General features: G+C 41.8%; 13 protein-coding genes. All 13 read right to left on the bottom strand.

Annotated elements, in window-relative coordinates:
- Window positions 1-140 precede the first annotated feature (140 nt).
- Window positions 141-959: a PHP domain-containing protein gene (locus tag G622_RS0107255; protein ID WP_242832977.1), complete on the bottom strand. Its 819-nt coding sequence runs from the start codon at window positions 957-959 to the stop codon at window positions 141-143.
- Between the two features lie 404 nt (window positions 960-1,363).
- Window positions 1,364-3,454, bottom strand: a complete 2,091-nt coding sequence (locus G622_RS22040; protein WP_044957288.1) for a beta-glucosidase — start codon at window positions 3,452-3,454, stop codon at window positions 1,364-1,366.
- 99 nt (window positions 3,455-3,553) lie between these two features.
- On the bottom strand, window positions 3,554-5,584 hold the full coding sequence (locus tag G622_RS0107245; protein WP_026510154.1) for a beta-galactosidase: 2,031 nt from the start codon (window positions 5,582-5,584) through the stop codon (window positions 3,554-3,556).
- 103 nt (window positions 5,585-5,687) lie between these two features.
- Window positions 5,688-7,319 carry a response regulator transcription factor gene (locus tag G622_RS0107240; protein WP_026510153.1) on the bottom strand — a complete coding sequence of 544 codons (1,632 nt, stop codon included), beginning with the start codon at window positions 7,317-7,319 and terminating at the stop codon, window positions 5,688-5,690.
- A 130-nt stretch (window positions 7,320-7,449) separates the two neighbouring features.
- Window positions 7,450-9,336, bottom strand: a complete 1,887-nt coding sequence (locus G622_RS0107235; protein WP_026510152.1) for a cytochrome c oxidase subunit IV — start codon at window positions 9,334-9,336, stop codon at window positions 7,450-7,452.
- A gap of 189 nt (window positions 9,337-9,525) precedes the next feature.
- Window positions 9,526-10,494, bottom strand: a complete 969-nt coding sequence (locus G622_RS0107230) for a carbohydrate ABC transporter permease (protein WP_044914322.1) — start codon at window positions 10,492-10,494, stop codon at window positions 9,526-9,528.
- Between the two features lie 54 nt (window positions 10,495-10,548).
- Complete coding sequence (locus G622_RS26840) at window positions 10,549-11,985, bottom strand: ABC transporter permease subunit (protein ID WP_081675220.1); 1,437 nt, start codon at window positions 11,983-11,985, stop codon at window positions 10,549-10,551.
- 176 nt (window positions 11,986-12,161) lie between these two features.
- Window positions 12,162-13,331, bottom strand: coding sequence for a serine hydrolase domain-containing protein (locus G622_RS0107220; RefSeq protein WP_026510149.1), 1,170 nt, complete (start codon window positions 13,329-13,331; stop codon window positions 12,162-12,164).
- An 89-nt stretch (window positions 13,332-13,420) separates the two neighbouring features.
- A complete protein-coding gene (locus G622_RS0107215) occupies window positions 13,421-15,298 on the bottom strand; it encodes a sensor histidine kinase (protein WP_026510148.1) in 1,878 nt (625 codons plus the stop codon).
- A complete protein-coding gene (locus tag G622_RS0107210) occupies window positions 15,295-17,043 on the bottom strand; it encodes an extracellular solute-binding protein (RefSeq protein ID WP_026510147.1) in 1,749 nt (582 codons plus the stop codon). Before G622_RS0107210 ends, G622_RS0107215 begins: the two co-directional genes overlap by 4 nt.
- Window positions 17,044-17,078: 35 nt before the next feature.
- Entirely contained in the window at window positions 17,079-19,085 is a 2,007-nt protein-coding gene (locus G622_RS0107205; RefSeq protein ID WP_026510146.1) for a glycoside hydrolase family 31 protein, read from the bottom strand.
- A gap of 119 nt (window positions 19,086-19,204) precedes the next feature.
- Window positions 19,205-19,840, bottom strand: a complete 636-nt coding sequence (locus G622_RS0107200) for a thiamine diphosphokinase (protein ID WP_026510145.1) — start codon at window positions 19,838-19,840, stop codon at window positions 19,205-19,207.
- 100 nt (window positions 19,841-19,940) lie between these two features.
- Window positions 19,941-20,861, bottom strand: coding sequence for an endo alpha-1,4 polygalactosaminidase (locus G622_RS0107195; RefSeq protein WP_049945733.1), 921 nt, complete (start codon window positions 20,859-20,861; stop codon window positions 19,941-19,943).
- Between the last annotated feature and the right edge of the window lie 41 nt (window positions 20,862-20,902).

The raw sequence follows: 20,902 nt of genomic DNA, 5'->3' as shown, positions 1-20,902 counted from the left end.
ACCATCTTTTAATAACTATTTCTTTTTGCTCGCAGTACCATCTTCTAATAGCTATTACTTTTACTTACAATAGCATCTATAATACTGCACTATTTTTAACTACTTAAGCTAGTTCAACATCTTGAAATTATCTGTACTAGTCAATTCTCATCTTTAAAGTCAATTTCCGGAAATCCTGCTTCATAATACTGCCTGAGGAAGCTCTCGCTGTCTCTGTTCATGATGAGTTCCTGAGGAAAATGTATCTCCTCCAACATACTTATTGCAGTAGGAAATCTTCCTATGTCAGTCGCTATGTGAGCATCCGTGTTTACGCATATCGTTACCCCGTGTTCCGCGCATCTTTCTGCGATTTCTTTGCATCTTTGAGCCACATCTCCGTCCCAGATTACGCTGTGCTCATTTATTTCTATAGGCTTGTGAAGCTCCTTTGCCCGAAGAAGTACCTCATCAGTTTCAAAAGGAATTCCAGCTCTTCCGATATGTCCAAGCATCAGAATCCTTGGATCCTCAAGAACAGTGATGTACATCTGAGTAGCCTGATTTTGGGTTATTCCCTGAAGTCCCCATTTTCCATGGACACTTGCAATTATAAAATCAAGACGCTCAGTAGTTCTTTGAAATAAATCCTTATCCTCAGTATATGGATCCCCGACAATTGATTTTTTTATTGGAAGTCCCATTCCGAAAAGATACCCATCCGGTGTAACTATATCGACTTCACACCCTCTAAGGAGCTTAACTCCGTGCCATAATCTTTTCCAACAGCCCTGATTTGTGAAAAACTGATACGAGCGCAAGTCCTCATCCTCAGCAACCACCATTGAACTGAAATGATCTGTACTTGCAAGGAGCTCCAATCCTACAGTTTCAGCCTCTCTGACATTCTCCTCAATTGTTGAGTATGCATGTGCTGAGTAAAGTGTATGAGTGTGAAGATCACATTTTATGTTCAGCATAATTCTCCCCCTGGAATTATTCTTGAAATTTTTGACTTCTTGTACGTCACACAGTCTACTTCAAATTTATTCACAATTAGACTGATTTCCTTTATCAATGATAGCAGATTTTCCAATTTTTTCCACACAATTGACCTAAAATACTGCGCGAAATAGTATACTTAGCTAACTGGAGTACCATTAAGTATAAATATCAACAATTTCAAGCACACCACAAGCTTGTAAAGAACCTCCCCTTGTACTCTGCACATAAAATCAGCCTTCCCCGGCATTAAAATACCTTGGAAGGCTTCATATATTGAGAAAGTACACTTGGCGAAGTACTTTTTCGCAATATTTATCGATATCTGGCTGATCCCTATTAAATCTCAATCAGATTTTTGCAGATAAACCATCTCTATATATTAAATCTCTATCAGATCTCTGCTGTTAAATCCAACTGCATATTTACCGATTCCGACTCTGTCTCTTACATTAACTTCAAATTCTATTTCTGAATTAGCGCGGAGATATACCTTTTCAAATCCTACAAGTTCAAGGTAATCTTTTTGTTCATCAGGCAGGCGATATACCTGTATGATTTCAGCGCCGTCCTCATCTGATTTATTTATGAGTTTACCCTTTGCTGCGTGTCTGCCGGTATTGTAGGACAAATCTGTTATCTCAAAATCGGAGTAGGTAAGTCCAAATCCGAAGGGGAACTGCACCGGTATATTTTCTTTATAAATGTGTCTGTAACCGATGTGGAAGCCCTCGCGGTAATGTACCATGCGGCTGTCACCAAAATCGCCCACGCTAAGAGCTGATGAATCTGAGGCTGAGCGGTAGAAAGTTTCAGGGAGATGTCCACAGGGATTTATGTCACCGTATATAACCTCAGCAAGAGCATTTCCGCCCTCCATTCCGTTATAGTACATCCATATAAGAGCCTTACACTTATCAAGCCAGCGAGTCATATCCACTACTCCACCGCCAATCATGGCAACTATAGTGTCGGGGCGCTTTTCAAGAAGAGCTTCAAGCAGTTCATTCTGCTCATAAGGAAGTGATATATCCTTCCTGTCGAGACCCTCTGAATCTATATCGTGGTTAAGACCTCCTACGAAAATTACATGGTCATAATCGCTGCAGGCTGCCAGCGCTTCATCTCTTAACTTTTTCCTGTATTCGGAGAGTTCCTTTGCAGCGGTATCCTCACCCTCTGCAGTCTTTCCACCTTCATTTTCAAGACTTATAGCCTGCCAGTTTGTTCCGTTTGGTGCAGAGTTTTCAACTATGGTGCTTGCATAACCTCTCAGATAATCTATCTTGGTTGCTCCACCAATCCTTGCCTTCAATCCCATAAGAGGTGAGATTTCATACAAAGCCTTAATTTCTGCACTTCCGCCACCATTAGAATGAATTCTGTTGGCATTTTCTCCAATAACCAGAATCTTCTTATTCTTTATCTGATATCTGCCAAGGGGTAATATATGCTCCTCATTTTTAAGTAAAACAACACTTCCTCTTGCTATATCAAGGCAGTCCTGTCTTGCAGCAAATGAGTTGTAGGCAGCATCCTTCCTTGTCATTGCATCTTCATCAAGCATGTTAAGACGCAGCATCAAAATAAGTATTCTGATAACCTTTCTATCTATCAGTTCTTCATCGATCTCTCCGCTTAAAACCTTTTCCTTCAAAGGATTAGCCAGCTTGTAGTTGTCAAAATCATCCGTAACAGACATCTCACAATCTATATCTGCTTCTGCGGCTCCTACCGTGTCATGGACTGCTCCCCAGTCTGAAACCACAAAGCCCTGATAGCCCCACTGCTTTCTGAGTATCTCATTTAAAAGGAATTTGCTTTCGCTGCAGTATTCTCCTTTTATCTTGTTATATGCCACCATGATGCTGTAGGGATTAGCATTGTCTATGACATCCTTAAAAACCTGCAGATACAGATCCTTTAATACTTCATCATCTATTTCTTCATCAACTTCAAGTCTTGCAGTTTCCTGATGATTTAAGGCGAAATGCTTAAGACATGCCGCCACATCCCAGCTCTGAACTCCCTTTACATACTCCGTGGCAAGCTCAGAAGTCAGGAATGGATCTTCACTGAAATACTCGAAATTTCTTCCGCAAAGAGGTGATCTCTTTAAATTGATTCCGGGCGCAAGTATCACATCTTTTCTTCTTCCTCTGGCCTCTGATCCAAGAACACTTCCTGTTCTGGATGCAAGATTTCTGTTCCATGTAGCAGCAACAGCACTGTTGCAGGGAAGATAAGTCACATAATCATCTGTATTCCCAACAGGAATCCACTGACTATTCTGAAAATCCGCCCTGACTCCCATGGGACCGTCAGACATTACAAGCGGCGGAATTCCAAGGTGCGGAACTCCCTTTGTTTTAAAAAGACCATCCCCGTGGATCATTCCGATCTTTTCATCAAGGGTAAGTGCCTCAAGTATCTCCTCTGCGCGGTATTTAAGTGTTTGTATTGATCCTTCCATTATTTTTCCTCACGTATAAATAATTGTTCTTATCTGACTTGGCCGGTACCGTTACCCATTCACGCTTCACAATCCTGAGTAACGGATCCGGACAAAATATTACTTACTTCGTTTTATAATATGAACATCCTTTGGTGCTATACGATGCATACCGGATGCAAGTTCTATGCCGCTAATAAGTTCAGTTCCATCCTCGTGAAGCTCGTAAATACCCTCGCTGTCTCCATGATTTAGAACATAAAGGATCTTTTCCTCATCATTTTCCCTGCTGGTTACTTCCACATCACTTGATGTAAAGGTAATAGGATGAACTCCGGCCTTTGACAGAACATCTGACAGGAAAGCTGCCCTGAAGTCTTCATCAGACTCTGTCGCAATATAATATGCGCGTCCGCTTCCTAGTTTTCTTGATGTCAGCACCGGCATTCCCTGGTAAAAGTCCTCAAGATAACCATAGTCATCCAGCATCTTTGCTCCTTCAAGATGTACCAGATCGCAAAGCTTGCGTGCGTAAAATCTTTGTCCATGATAGCTGAAGTGATTGTGCTTATCTGCAGGAAAAGCATCTGTTTCCTCAACCCAGATTCCAAGAATATCACGGAGCTTTCCAGGATATCCTCCTGTCACAACAAGGTCGCTCTCATTAACATATCCGCTGAAAACACCTGTCACAAAGCTGCCGCCATTTTCTATAAATGAGCGAATCCTCTGATCAAGATCTCCTTTTATCATGTAAAGGAGAGGTGCTATCACAACCTTGTATTTAGAAAGATCTGAGTCCTGGGAAATGATATCTACATTTACATTTAGCTTTCTAAGAGACTCATAGTACTGAGTGATTATCTCTTTATAATTCATCTCATTTGTAGGACCTGCAGATAGCTCCGTTGCCCACCAGTTATCCCAGTCAAACATAACTGCGACCTCTGACTTTGTCTTCATTCCGATAGAGCATCTTCCGATTTCCCACAGTTCTTTTCCAAGCTCCGTAACTTCCCTAAATACTCTTGTATTACCTGTACCCACGTGGTCTATAACCGCACCGTGATACTTTTCACAGGCACCTATGCTTCTCCTCATCTGGAAAAAGAGCACACTGTCTGCGCCGTGGGCCATGGCCTGATAACTCCATAGTCTCATGACTCCGGGTCTCTTTAAGGAATTATAGGGCTGCCAGTTAGTAACACTTGGAGTCTGCTCCATAAGTGCAAAAGGTGCACCGTCACCAACGCCTCTCATAAGGTCGTGGCTCATGGCAATTCTTGCAGGAGAATCCGTTGGCTGAGGATAATTATCCCAGGATACAAAATCCATTTCCTTAGCCCACTTTCTGTAATCCAGCGGCTTAAAGAATGCCATAAGATTTGTTGTTATATGAGCATCCGGTATTATTTTTCTTATTTCATCCCTTTCAAGGCAGTAGCAGGAAAGAATCGCGTCAGACATGAATCTTCTGTAATCAATTGAGATTCCCTGAAAATCTGTGTGCAGTCTTCCTCCCCACACGCTTTCCTCAGAAAGGGCATTAGGTAAAACTATTTCATCATAATCATAAAAAGTGTGTCCCCAAAAGGATGTGTTCCAGGCCTTATTCACTTCTTCAATGGTCTTATATCTGTCCTGAACCCATTCCCTGAAGGCTCTCTCACAGTTTTCGCAGTAGCACTCACCGCCAAACTCATTGGAAATATGCCATGCGATTATGTTTTCCTGATTTTTGAAATGATCTGCAAGTCTTGCTGCCAGTCTTCCGGCATACATACGATAAGTGGGACTTGAAGGACAGGAGTTGTGGCGTCCGCCAAATTTTCTCTTTCTACCCTCAAAATCAGTTCTTAAAATGTCAGGGTGACGCTTTGCCATCCATGCGGGATGCGCTCCTGTGGATGTTGCCATTATTATGTTCATGCCATTTTCAGTAACAAGCTTCACAATCTTATCAAGTCTGTCAAAATCGTACTCATCCTCCGAGGGCTGAATCGATGCCCAGGAAAAAACATTAAGCGTGACAGTATCTATTCCTGCCTGCTTAAACAGCTTCATATCCTCTTCCCATACATCCTCCGGCCACTGCTCCGGATTGTAGTCACCCCCATAGGGAACTTTTTTCAGATTATCATTCCAGTTCATTTCGCCTCCTAATTGTTTTCCCCAATTCATGACTTCTAAATCGCAACAGCTAAATGCGTTTTAAAGGTCCACGAATTTTATTTATTATAAAAATGTCGCACATTTACGACTTACTTTCTTTCATATGCCTTCTGAACTCTGCAGGTGTCATTCCGGCATGCTTTCTGAATTTCTTTCCAAAATAGTCCACATCGTTGTAGCCTACAAGCTGCGCAACTTCATAGACCTTATACTGCCCCTCGGCAAGAAATCCCTTAGCTTTGTTTATACGGCACTCATTCAGATAGTAGTTATATCCTGTTCCTGTGGTCCTTGTGAAAAGTCGTCCAAGGTACCCACTGTTGTATCCAAACTGAGAAGCCAGATCCTCCAATGTCAGAGGCTGAGCATAATTTCTGTCTGTGTATGAAATAATATCGTCAATGATATTTTCATAGGTGCCATGCTCATGGAGCTTAAACAATACCTTCTCCAGAGTTTCCATCATGTACTGCATTATTTCATAAAGGTAGAACCGCCCCTCAATAAATTCAATTATCCCGGCGTGGGAATCAAACAGATCCTGAACCACTGGATACTGCTTCGTCAGTCTGTCCTTTATCTGTAAAAGTATCTCAGTCACAAACAGACAGGCATCTGAGTTTCCTGAAATATTTTCTTTTATATAGTTATAAAGCTCCTCAGAAGAATTGATCATTGCAGTCCTGTTTCCCTGTATCACTGCATCCAGAATCTTTTCAGACAGGCTGTTTTGCACATCCTTAATATTCTCTGAGGACTTATTGTTTTCCTTCTCCTGTAAAAAACCGCTGCTCTCCTCTTTCACCCTGTCTGCTCTTACAAAATGCTCGCCCTCATCACAGAAAAACCTTCTGTCAGCAAGGCTCTTAGCAGACTCATAGGATTCTTCAATCTCCGTGGGAGACTCCACAGATTTTCCTATAGCAATAAAAATATCATCCAAAGGGCTATCGGATTCTATCGGGGATTTTTCATAATGGTGAATAAAATCATCGAATCTTGATATAGCCGCTTTTCCCTTTAGGAGCAGGCAATCATTGCCATTCACCTCTAAAATTTCATAATTATTTTCATCAAGGAAGGTTGGCAAAAGATCTGTCAGCTTATAATCCTCTGATAGAGACTCTTTTCTTTTCCCTGCCTGATAGGTTTCATGAATGACCACCTGATAAAGAGGGAATAAAAGCTTCATGGATTCCAGCTCTTCTCTGCTTTCATCTGTGAAAACCACTTCTTCCTTTTCATTCTTTTCAAAGTAGGTTCCAAGAAAAAGCTCACTCACAACAACGCTCTTTGCCTTATTTCTTATCTGGCCTGAGCGCCTGCCTTCCTTTACATTTTTGTCTATTTCATCTTTTATCTTCTTAACTGTATCGTAGAGCTCATCCTCATCAACAGGTTTTGTGATATAGTTTGTGACTCTGTTTCTGATGGCATCCTGTGCATATGAAAAGTTGGAAAAACCGGAAAGTATTATGAAATACCCCTCATAACCCAGGGCTCTTGATTTTTTTATGACATCAATTCCGTGAAGCTTGGGCATCTGCATATCCATGACTACCAATGAAGGATTAAGCTTCATTATTGAAGAAAGTGCCTCTTCACCATTGGTGGCAGTTCCTGCGATTTCGAATCCAAGTTCTTCCCAATCAATAATTAGTTTTATACCTTCTCTGATATTCTCTTCATCATCCGCAATAAGTACAGTTTCCATGCAGATTTCCTCCCGAAAATTCTAGTTTGCCAATTATCATTCTAACATACCGAATTTATTAAATTAGTAAAAAAAGTATTAAATAAGGCTGCGGCCAACACGTGCCGCAGCCTCAAAAAGATGTTTATTATTACTCAGCAAGTGCTGCGTTCTCAGCCTCTGCACGAAGCTTAGCTTCGTTCTCCTGGAACTCGATGCACTCATCATAGCCATACTCGTTAGCCTGCTGAATCATGTCGTCTACAATCTTGTCAAATTCTTCATCTGACTCAGCGTAGATAGCCTTCCATGAGTTGTCCTTCACACAGGTTGCAACCTGATCCCAAACAACCTGGAGTTCATCTGAATGAACGCCACCTGTGTACATTGTTCCGGGTGCAAGGATGTAATCCTGCTTATCAAGATAGAGGTCAGGAGTGTTAGCACCTGCGAATTCTCTCCAGTCTTTTTCAATATCTGAACCAGCCTCTGTTGAGTAGCTTGCCCAGTTACGATAGTTGAAGGTCTCACCGTTACTGTCAGGGTTAGGAGCATCAAGTGCCCATGTTGAGTTGTTCATCTTGAAAGAACCGTCATCATATGTTCCGTCATAACCATTGCCCATCTCTGTTGAGATATCTGTCTTGCATGCAAGACCTGTCTCTGTGAAGCATGTGTTGCCGTTTTCATCATAGTACCAGCATACATCCTTAGGACCATACTCAGAAATCATACGTCCCTCAGGAGTTGAGAGCCAGTTGATGATAGCCATGCAAAGTTCAGGATACTCTGTGTTTGCACCGATTGACCAGATTCTGTTACCGCCGTATACGTTAAGACCATATCTGATAGGCTTAGCATCTGTAGGCTTTACAGGGAACATTCCCTTGCCGTCTGCGAGGTGATCAGGTGTGTTGTAAAGAGCAGAACCCATGAAGTTAAATACATTTAAGAAAGCTGTTCCGTTCTGATAATCTTCCTGCATACCATTGAAGCCCTGTGTCTGTGAATCGGGATCAAGAAGACCCTTCTGGTAAAGTGTGTTGTAGAATTTAAGTGCTGTAAGGTAAGGACCATTCTCCTCAAGTACGGGATGGAAGGTCTGTGTTGATGGATCATAAAGTCCAAGACCGAACTCATCATATCCGTAGTAAGCTGTAGCTGTAGACTTAACGAACATTACCATGTCGCCGTCCCAGTCATTGAAAAGTGATACACCGTAGGTCGGGTTGCCATTATCATCTGTAGGGCAAGCTTCCTTCATCTGTGCAAGTACATCTACAAGGCCATCCAGGTCCTTAATTTCAGGTGAACCGATTTCCTTGTAAAGATCATAACGAAGATCCCATGTGTACATGAATGAACCGGGGTCCTTAGCAGATCTTGTTACATCAAAACCAAAACCGTAAAGCTTTCCGTCTGATGAAATACCCTTGTTCTTTTCAAGTGCAGGTGCCATGTTAGCATCGATGTAAGGGCCATATTCCTTAATAAGGTCATCCTCTTCCCAGTCAAAGAGCATTCCCTTATCTACTGCCTGCTGATACTGCTCACCATCGCTTCCCCAGATTACCAGGTCGCCAAGGTTGCCGGATTCCATACGTGTATCAAATACGCCATCATTTTCAGGGATGATGTTAAGCTTTACATTGAACTTATCAAGCATAACCTTTCCAAACCAGCCAGTCTGCTCACCTGAGTAGTTTGCAAGCTGATCGTAAACATCAAGTGTTACTGTCTCCTCAGGAATGATGTCAGATAAATCGCCTTCGATATCACCCTGTGCTTTTGCAGTATCATCAGCATCTTCTGCTGCTTCCTCTGCATCATCTGAAGCCTCTGCAGTATCCTCTGCTGCATCACTGTCAGCATCCTCTGCTTCGTCTTTTGCTTCATCCTCAGACTCATCGGCTGTATCGCCTTCGTCTTCAGCTTTTCCGGCATCTACAGCTGTTCCTGCAGGATTGCTTGTTCCGCAGGCTGTCAGTGAAAACACCATTGTAGATGCAAGTAGAATTGATAAAACCTTCTTTTTCATTTTGTTCCTCCTTTATATTTGAAACCGTAAGGTTTGTTGACTGAATATTTTGAATAATCCACACTTAATAAGGAAGTTCCGATCTCGGGCACTGTGCTCTCTGGGATTCTCACTAGGCTCGAAAACACCTCGCCAAGTGTTCACCCATGGCTCGCACTAAACTCGAAAGGACCTCGTTAAGTGCTCTGCTCAACCCTTTACTGCTCCAATCATGATACCCTTTTCAAAGTAGCGTTGCATGAAGGGATATACCAAAAGGATCGGGATGATTGTTACCATTGCTATTGTGTATTTGATTACCTTTCCGTTTAAGGCTGAATCAAGAACGCTCTTGCTGATTCCTGATGTGCTGCCGGCGCTCATGAGAGCAGAAAGGTTACTTGTTGTATTAAGGTAGATGTAAAGTCTGTGCTGCAGTGTATAAAGCTTTGGAGCTGACTGCATAAGGATCAGTGAATCCTGGAATGAGTTCCAGTGTCCTACTGCGCCAAAGATTGCAATAGTTGCAAGTATCGGCTTGGACAGCGGAAGGATTATTGTCCAGAAAATCTTAAGATGTGATGCACCATCCAGTGATGCACTTTCCTGAAGCTCTCCTGGGATTGCTGATTCAATATAGGTCTTAACAAGGATTATGTTGTAGGGTGCAACGATTCCGGGGATGATGTATGCCCAGAAGGAATTTGTCAGACCCAGCATAGCCATGTTCAGATACCAGGGGATGATTCCTGCATTGAAGTACATTGTGATAACGAGGAATCTGTACCAGAAGCTCCTTCCCCACATGTCCTTTTGTGTTACAAGAAATCCCACAAAAGCTGATGCCAATACCATGAAAAGTGTTCCAAGGATTGTTCTTGCAATTGTTATTCCAAAGGATCCGAACAGGTCATTTACCTGAAGAAGTCTTATATAGTTCTCGAAATGTATTCCCTGAGGTACAAAGTTTATCAGTCCTTTTCTAACCAATTCATTGTCACTTATGGTGTTAATGAAAAGATAATAGAACGGGAAAATACATATGATGGTGAAGATTGTAAATACCGCATAGTTTATGATATTGAACACAATATCGCCGGGCTTTTTCATCATCATTTTGTTATGTCTTTTTTCATATTCCCTCTCAGCCTTCGCCTCAAGTCTTGCTGCATTAGCCATGCTTGTCATTTTTACTCCTTTACAATTCCATAACGATTATTAGTTACCTAACGCTTAAACAATAGTCTCTCCGCGAAGTACTTTACTGATTGTATTTGCAACATATAAGAGTGTTACACTAATAACTGATTTCAGCATACCAACCACAGTTGACAGCGGAATTGCGCCCTTAACGATACCCATCTTATAAACATAAAGATCAAGAACAGTTATCTGAGCTGTATTTGAAGAATTTTCAAAAACCAGGTACTGATCCATTCCGTTTGAAAGGATACCGGCTACAGCCATCAGCAACAGAACATAGAAGGTAGGCATAAGTCCGGGAACAGTTACATGCCACATCTTCTGGAAACGTCCTGCGCCGTCAACTGTTGCTGCTTCATAAAGCTGCTGGTCAATACCTGAGATGCCGGCTATGTAAATAATTGCGCTCCATCCAAGTCCCTTCCACAGTCCCCACAGAAGCATCTTCAGCCATGTGTGTGAACCACTCATAAGGAAGTTTTTACCTTCACTCCATACACCAAGATTGATCATCATTGAGCTAATGAATCCGTCTGTTGAAAAGATACAAAATGCAATTGCGAATACCAAAACCCAGCTTATGAAGTTAGGAATTGTTGTAAATGTCTGTACGAATCTCCTGAATCTGGGATTTTTTATCTCTGAGAGGAAAATTGCAAATGCCATGGGCATCCAGCTGGTTGCTATTCCAAGACCGCTCATTGCCAGTGTATTTTTCATGACATTAACAATGTCTCTCGTTGTTGATTTATTTCTTACAAGCTGTCCGAACCACTTGAATCCGGCAAAGTTTGCCATGCTCAGTGTGTCACCTGACTTATAATCGAAGAATGCATATCTCCATCCCCAAAGAGGAAGGTAGCAGAACACAAATGTCAGAAGTATGAACGGAAGGAACATAAGGAAAAGTTTAAATCTTGTTTCCATCTCAAACTTTTCTTCCTTGCCGGGTCTTCCTGTCAGGACAAGTACTGCAATTGATATAACTGCCATAGCCACAAGAAGTATCAGCATGATGTAGAAGAAATTCTGGAACATCGGCTCAACCTTTGAAGGCTTTGTTGTTGCAGCTATCTGGAAGTATGCTGACCATATTCCACCCATTGCACAAGCTGAAATTACAGCTCCGACTGTGCTGAAAAGATTTCCTGTGAATTTGCACTTTCTGTTTCCAAGTGAAAGACACGCTCCAACAGCACATGCAATAATTCCGATACAAATTGCAAGACTTGAAAGATTGAGAAGTCTCATTGTGGACTCAAGTACCCAGCCCTTCTTGAAAGCTCTTCCAAAGTTTGCAATTAAGTTTCCATAAGAAAAACCTGAAGTCAGAAGCGATGTGCTTCTATTGATCAAACCACTTACTCTTGCTACGTTTAATCCGGGAAAAAACAGGATTACAAGAAGTGCTACTGAAATAATTCTGTAGGGGTAGTAGGCAATCTGTGCCACTTTTTCTTTTTTCAATTTTTTATCCTCCCTAAATACTCCATACCTGACAAAGTGCTATATATAAGACAAAAAAACACCCGCAGGCTCAGCAGTTTAACTGCATTTCCTACGAGTGTTAGTTTAGAAGAATTTTATATTTTCAAGTACCTAAATATTTTTACATAAAACACTGTACATTTTGTACATGACATTTATGAGAATACAATGTTTCTGAACTTTCTTGTAGCCATACCTGTTCCGTAATCCACACGCTGTGTCAGCATAAGGAAGGTTGTTCTGCTCTCAGGATCATTGCAGAAATAAGGTCCGAGCCAGCCGTCCCAGCCGTATTCACCCTTACCTGCCATAATTCCGCTGCGGTCAGGATTCTTCATGATTCTCATAAGGTTTCCGTATGAGAATCCTCCAAGCAGTGGCCAGTTGGAATTAAGATCATTTTGCTGTGCATCAGAAAGCTGAGGGCTTGTCATGAAGCGAACTGCTCTCTTTGTAAGGATTTCCTTTCCCTCAAAGATTCCGTCATTCATAAGCATTCTGGCGAAGTTTGCATAATCATCAATTGTGGAGAAAAGACCTGCTCCGCCTGATTCAAAAGCGTTCTTTTTACCATCATCACGGATTCCCAAGTTATTTCCGCTGTAGGCAACAGGCTCTTCACCATAACAGTTGTAAGCCATGGCATATCTGTCCATTTTTTCCTCAGGCACATAGAAGGCTGTATCCTTCATATTAAGCGGATCAAAAATTCTTTCCTTCAGGAACTCTCCGAACTTTTTCCCTGATGCCTTCTCAACTACAGCACCAAGAATATCTGCGCTTGTTCCATATCTAAAGTGATCACCGGGCTGGAAGGCAAGCGGAATCTTTCCAAGTCGGTCAGCAAATTCCATGGTGCTCATCATGTTATCTGATGAAAATCTATCGATCATCTCATTGTAGAGATTACCTGTCTCGATCTCAGCAGGTGAATTAATAAAAGGATATACAAGTCCGGAAGTCATATCCAGGAGGTCTTTAATCAGCATCGGACGATCCCATCTTACGGGGCGTCTGTCTCCGCCTTCAACAATTTCCTGGTTTTTAAAGCTCTCTATATAATTCCCTACAGGCTCGTACAGGTCAATAACACCTTCCTGAAAAAGGATCATGGCAGCTGCAGCTGTGATTGGTTTACTCTGTGAATAGAGGCGAACGATTGTGTCTCTCTTAAAAGGCTTTTTCTCTTCAAGATTTGCCATGCCTGCTTCGGCATACATCTCTTCTTCTCCGTCCTTAAGAACAAGAACGTTAACACCCACAAGCTCCTTTGCTTCGATCATTTTGTCCATGCAGTTTTGTAATAATTGTTGTTTGTCTTTCATTTTCTCCTCCAAGTTCCATTGATATAAGTTTTTCTATACTTCCAAATTTTTATTGTACGCTCTTTTACTAATTCAAAAATCTAATTTTTTCACTCTGAACTCTCAGGAAGTCTTAGCTCAACGCTTGTGCCTCTGCCTTCCTGTGAGCGGATGGTCATTCCATAGTTTTCACCATAGTGAAGCTTTATCCTCTGATGGATATTGTAAAGTCCTATGCTGGCTGCACCTCTTCCATCGCTGTCATTCCTCTTTTCATCAAGAGATTTATTTAAAGCCAAAACCTCTTCCTCAGTCATGCCCTTGCCATCATCATTAATAGTGATAATAAGCTGTCTCTCCTCTGCTTCACCATCAGAAGCCCCATTTGTGTTTCTGTTTTCATACTCCGCCACAATACTGATATGACCGTTTTTATCCATTTCCTTAAGTCCATGGCTTATGGCATTTTCAACTATAGGTTGAATGAGAAGCGGCAGAATCCTGTACTTATCCGTATCCACATCATCAGATATATAAAAATTCCACGCCACCTTTTCTCCAAATCTAAGTCTTTGTATCTGAAGGTAACTCTCCACATGCTTTAATTCATCGGACAATTTCGAGGTTGAAGTGCCGGTGCTTTCCAGAACATAGTGCATTATTTTTGCAAGATATTTAACCGAGGTTGCCACATCCCTGTCTCCGCCTCTTATGGCCTGCATTCTTATGGCCTCTAAGGTGTTATACAGAAAATGCGGATTTATCTGACCGGCGAGCATCTTGAATTCCATGTTCTGCTGCATGTTCACAAGCTCCTGCTCACGGATTCTGGCTTCATAATATTTTGACTCATTTTCTCTTATCTGCTCTGTAGTCAGTTTCAAGTCATTAAAAGTATCTGAAAGCTCATCATCACCGCTTATGCTCTCGATAATATCGTAGTCACCTGTGCTTGCTCTGTGCATCGCTTCTCTAAGGGTATATACCCTGCCTGTAAAATATCTTGAATACAAAACTATTGATATCACAGGTCCCGCGATTGCAAGAATCATCACAAAAATGAATCTTCTAAGAATATCCCTTACAGAATCGCTGGCCTTATAGTCTCCCACAAGAACGAAAAATCTTTTATCTACCTTATAAGGTACAAAGCTGGAAACATAGGTGAGGGCCATCTTTCCATCCAGCATCATATTACCGGTATAATTAAAGTTCTCTGTGTTTTCTGAAATTATATCCGGCATCTCCTTTTCTCTGTCATCATATTCTGATGAGAAAAAAGCTGGCTCACCGGACAGGGATGCAAGCATGTAGTTGTCAGTTGTGATAAGGCGGTTCCTCAGATAATTCGTACTGACCGTGGCAACCACATAGGCTCTGTTTTCTGATTCACCTGTATTAAAGCGCCGTACAAGAGTAAGTTCGAAGGCGTCCTCATACTCGTTAAGCGGAACATGAGTGCAGGTGTATGAATCCCATGCATTAGGATCTATTTTCCTGTACCACTCGTAGCGCGAAAAAGGATCATTTATATCTCCGCTTCCTGCGGCTACTTCTGCCACATCTCCCGCTTCCTCAAGTCCTGTGGTCCCTACATTTATAATGTAATTATCCGTCGGAATTACAGGATTATTGGTATAAATATTTATCGTGGATATTCCTGCAGTGGACCTCTTTAATGAAGTAATGGTATTTATCACCTGATTATACTGGTATCTGGCATTGTCATCAAAATCCACCTGTGAAAACATGTCACGATAGGATTGAACAGACACAATGGGCTCAAGATTAGTGTAAAGGCTTGAAGTCACATCAAATAAAATGGATTTCACGCGAATATTATCTGCCTTCACCTGCTCCTCATATCTGTTATTCATTTGTCTTAGAAGCAGGACTGCCGCTATAGTTCCGATGATACCTATAGGAATAATAAGAGTCAGCAAAAGTATCCTGTACATCTGCCTGCCGACTCTTCCATGGCGCTTCATGACTTACCTCCGGCGGCATTCCTTAAAATCTCATATCTATTCTTTGCATTTTCCCGGTTTATTTCTACTACCTTATCAGAGCCAAGTCGTACAAGGGTACTTATCATTGTCTCCTTTAAATTCTCGAATTCCTCCTCAGACTCTGCAAAAACCATTTTCCAGGAGTAGTCATTGACGGTCTGTCTGCACTGGAGCTCCACAGTTTTCAGGTATTCAGGATAATCTCCTGCTGCCCACTCTGTTCCCGGAATAACGGATATCATTTCCCTTTCCTCAAAGTATTCTATCGGTGTCTTATCCGTTTTATAATGCCTCTGCCAGTCATCTGATATACTGCTGGCAGTTTTTTCCTGATAATCATCAAAGGCCTGATAGGAAAATGGTACTCCATCACTATCGATATTCTTCATATCAACAGGCTTGAAATTCAGGGCTGATACGCCTTCCTTCCAGGTTCCTCCGCCAAACTCCTCCGGAACCTCAAGATTTTCATCCATAGTTATGAAGGCATCTATTCCAAACTGCGTAAGAATCGGCCCATCTTCAGTGCTTTCCCAGGTAAGAGATCTGGGTCCCCTGAAGTCTCCCGTGGGAGAGCCGCAGCACTCAGTTCCTTCATCCGAGTAGAGCCAGTCTATAAAATCCACCATTCTCTGGGGATCCTTGGTGGTCTGCCCAACCATTATTGAAAAGCTCTGCTTACCATTTGGATCATTACCCCAGCAAATGTAGCTTGCATCCTCTATTCCTATGGAAGCAAAGCCTTTACCCACTGCCAGGTGTTCATCTGAGTTATATAAGGATTCTCCCATCCAGGGCCAGAACGAATACAAAACAGCGCCTTCCCTGAATTTCGCTGCAACGGTTTCATAGTTCTGATATGGAGAATCCGGATCCACAAGTCCCATTTGGTTTGCTTCAAAAAGGAAATGCAGCATTTTGAAATAAATTGAGTCGCTGTCAGTTATATCCTGTATCTCACCGGTCTCAGGGTTTAACATAATAAATTCCTGGGGATCATATCCGTATAGAGATGCCAAAGCTCCTGCATTCTGCATGATTGCACCATCCCAGTCGCCAAACAGACTAAATGCATATACATCTCTGCCAATATCACTCTGTATTGCCAGATTCTGCATCTTTCTAAGAACAGGAAGTAAATCCTCCAAAGTGTTAACCTTCGGATAGCCGGCTCTTTTATATAAATCCCATCTTATTGTGGGAGCATTAGTTGGTTCTATCGCTTCTGAAGGCTCAGTTGCAGGATATTCAGCTATTTCACTTGGCACCGCCCAATTTCCATCAACGCCTGCAAACGCTGATGTGACAGCAATCTGATCTTTAAATTTATTAAGGTTATCGCATTTTTCAAGGTACCCGGTCATATCCAGTACGAGACCTTCTCTCACAAGATCTGAGAGTCTTCCATGATCTACGTTGGTGATGATAATGTCTCCAAGATTACCTGAAGCACGCATGGTCTCATAGGTTGCATCTGAATTGTCATCTATATTTGTGGAGATTATATTAAGCTGCATGTTGAACTTATCCCGAACAATTTTGGCAAACCAGCCTCTCTGGAGACCCTGTGTATTTGCCTGGGTGTCATAGACATCTATTGTTAAGAACTCAGGATACTTGTGCTCGCCTTCTGTCCTGTTATCTACACTAAAAGGAAGTCTGCACCCTGTCAGGATGCAGACTGAAAGAAGAAATGAAATTGTTGCAACTAATGATTTTTTCATATTATCTGTCGGCGATATTAAATCGCTTTCTTTAATTAAACTCTTTTAAATACCGGTATTGATTCGATGGGAGCAGCTGCCTTAATGGTCTGACCGCCTTCATAAACCTTGTTGTCACGAATGTCTTCCCATTTTCCTTCAGGGAGATAAACCTCTCTCTCAAACTGATTGAGCTCAAGGATTGGAGCAACAAGATATTTATCACCAAACATGTACTCATCATAGATTTCCCAGCACTTCTTGTCCTCAGGGAACTCGTAGAAGAGTGTTCTTAAGATAGGTGAACCGTTCTTACTAGTCTCCTCATAAAGAGTTTTGATGTAAGGCTTTAACTCATGGCGAAGGTTTAACTGATCCTTCATGATCTTGAAGTTGTCCTCACCGTAGCTCCAAAGCTCATTGTCCTGACCTGTGTGGAGGTAACCGCCGCCAAAACTTCTGTTATCAAGCGGAGGAATATTGTAAGGTCCGCGGTCTCCGTGGATTCTGAGAATCGGTGAAAATACCGCAAACTCATACCATCTGATAAGAAGCTGTCTGAAATCAGGATCATTTACATCATCTGTCATGAATCCTCCGATATCAGTAGTCCACCAGGATATTCCTGCAAGTCCCATGTTCAGTCCTGCTGCCACCTGATCGCGAAGTGCTTCAAATGTACTTGGCACATCACCTGACCATACAACATTTCCATACTTCTGGCTTCCTGCCCATGCAGAACGAAGAAGGCTGACTACAGGTTTATCCTGAAGCTTTGTCATGTGATCATAGAACACACGGCTGTAGAACTGAGGATATATATTACTTACTTCAAGAGCAGGTCCCATGTAATATCTGAGTGAATCAAAATCATACTTCACAAGATCAGGCTCTGAGTTATCAAGCCAGAACATATCGATTCCAAGATCATAGTAGTTCTTCTTGCAAACGTCCCATACATACTCTCTGGCTTCAGGGTTTGTAGCATCGAAAACAGTGCAGTCACCCTCGAAGTCATAGTTCTGAAGTCCGCCTCTCTCATTTTTCACAAGAAGGCCTCTCTCCAGCATGTCGTAGAAGTGCTCACTTCTCTTATCAACGGTGGGCCATACTGAAACAACAACCTTGATTCCCATGCTGTGAAGTTCATCCACCATTGCCTTGGGATCCGGCCAGTAGGTCTTGTCAAATTTCCAGTCGCCCTGTACTGTCCAGTGGAAGAAGTCGATTACGATGCAGTCGATCGGAACTCCGTGCTCCTTGCAATCATGAGCAACCTTAAGTACCTCCTCCTGTGTACGGTAGCGAAGCTTGCACTGCCAAAGACCAAGAAGATCATCAGGCATCTCAGGAGAACGTCCTGTAACCTCTGTATAATTCTCAACGATTTCTCTGGGTGTATCTGCAACAGTGATCCAATAATCAAGTTCCTTTGTTGACTCTGCAACCCACTCTGTGTAGTTATTACCGAAAGCAGCACGTCCAACAGCGGGATTATTCCATAAAAATCCGTAGCCAAGGCTTGATACGGCAAAAGGAATTGAAACCTGTGAATTCCTCTGCTCAAGATCCAGGATACATCCCTTAAGATCTGTGTATGCATGCTGATACTGACCCATTCCGAAGATTTTCTCGCCATCATTACTTTCGAATTTCTGTGTAATGCGGTAATCTCCTCCAACATGAGGTCTGTAATCTCTGTTTATATATTTAAGGCATCTTGATTCCTTTGACTCTGTGCCGCCATAGCAGCGGAAGTACTCTCTAAGGAACATTTTGTCATCCTTATAATAGGTGATGACACCGGCAAAGTTCACGGTTGCCTTTACTCTGCCATTTGTTATCTCAGCAAAAGGGCCATCCTCCCTTTGTGTAATGCTGATAATGGTCTTAGCGCCATCCTGATCCTTATTAACTTCTTCTGTAAGAGCCCAGTTTCTTCCTGTAAATTCAGGATACATAGTAGTGCGGACTCTCAGGGCATTTTTGCCCCAGCTCTCAATTCTAAGAGTCTCACCCTGTCTTTTTGCTATAAGAACGCCTTTGTCATTTAGAAAAATCATCGTATGCCCTCTCTTAATTATAAGTATTTCTGACCATGTAATTTTGTGAGATTTTAGAAGTTTTTTTTACCCTAATAATTATACATATTCCCCATGATTTTCTGTACATATAGATTCTTCTACTCTGTATAAACTTTAATCAGAAAAGCTCTGCCTTCTCTAATGCTTATCTCAGCAGTATTGCCCTTGGGTACTTCGTTTGAAACTCCAAGAGGAAAATCCGTAATAATATCTGCATCGGTAATATTGTATTTTGCATTCTTTATGGTAACTCCGCCTGCATCCCCTCCTGCTGCAAGGATTGAGAAATATTTACAATCATCTGAAACTTTATATGTTGTGTTCTCCCTTCCAGATATCACAACTATCTCTGAATAATCATCAACTATCATTCCCGTTAACCCTTTGGATTCAAGCATCATTAAAATCGCAAGATTTCCCAGGGTATGATCAAACCTTTTTCCAAGGGCTCCGACTATGAGAAAGTCAGTAAAACCTCGGCTCATGCCTTCTTTTACTGCATAGACCGTATCCGTATCATCCTTTTCAGTAGGTAAAGTTATGGTCTCCACATCAAGATGCGGATTCTCATGGGAATCAAAATCCCCAACAATAAGTGAAGGCCAGGCTCCAAGCTTTTCCATATGCAAAAGCCCACAGTCACAGTAAATGACAAAGTCATCCTTCTTTATATGACCACGGACAAAGCTGTAATTTTCAATTAGTGCCCCACCAACAATTACACATTTACTCATATTTTTTCCTCGTATTTTATTTTGACCACAAAAACGTACTGCCCCGGCATATCAGGCAAAGCCTGCTTCCTGCGGGTTTCATTAACTTTTCCGCAGAATATCAAAGCTTCACATTGCCGTCCAGAGCTAGGGAATCCGTAACATAACATTTATAGCCGTTTTGCTGACAGAATTCCTTTATCTTTTCAACAAGCCGCATGTCTCTTGTGTACTCTATCATATACACTATAAGTCCTTCTTTTTTAGCTCTTGCAAGATATTCTTCATAGAATGCTCTGTCCAGGGCTTTTCGCTCACCAAATACTTTCTTCTCATAATCCTCAATGGTGCTGTAAACCGATTCCTGATTTACTCCGTCTATGAGATTTTGGTTGCCACTATTAAGGAGGGCTGTGACGAAATCATTACCGCCGTTTATGATTATCGGAAGATTATAGGTATTTTTCAGTCTTGTAAGGATTTTCACGATTCCTTTATATATCCAGCTGTGATTATACATATAGTAGACATCACAATTATCTATGAAAAATCCGTCCACTCCTTTAAGAACCAGTTCTGCCGCAATATTGTCGCAGATATAATCCTGCCATTTCTCCTCTGAAACATCTATCCAATATTCTCCGGGCCAGTTTTCATAAGGTGCGAGTGTAATGTCTGAAAAAGAGCTGTAATAATCCCTGAATTCCTCTATGGATCCGATATTGAGATAACTGTATACCCTTCTTCCACCGGATTTTAAAGAGATCATATCCTCAGAGGAAACATACTGTGCATCTATTATCGCAAGACCTATATCCTTGTCATTATCGAGCTTAGCATGAAGCTGTTCTGCTGTTGCTCCGATGTAAACACCATATCCAAGCGGTCCGTCAGGGGATTCCACATCCACAATATATTTTGCGCCGGCAGACATCCCCGGTGCCAAAAATAAGCTACAGATAACTGCTGCCACATAAAAAAGTATCACAGGCAAAGCTGATAAACGCTTTTGCCATATCCATCTGTATCTATTTTTCTGCATAACATTCCACCTCATAAACTCTAATATAGCTGTTTATATTA

This window comes from Butyrivibrio sp. LC3010 (assembly GCF_000424385.1).
Taxonomy (GTDB): Bacteria; Bacillota; Clostridia; order Lachnospirales; family Lachnospiraceae; genus Butyrivibrio.
This window is presented reverse-complemented; position numbering and strand designations above follow the sequence as displayed.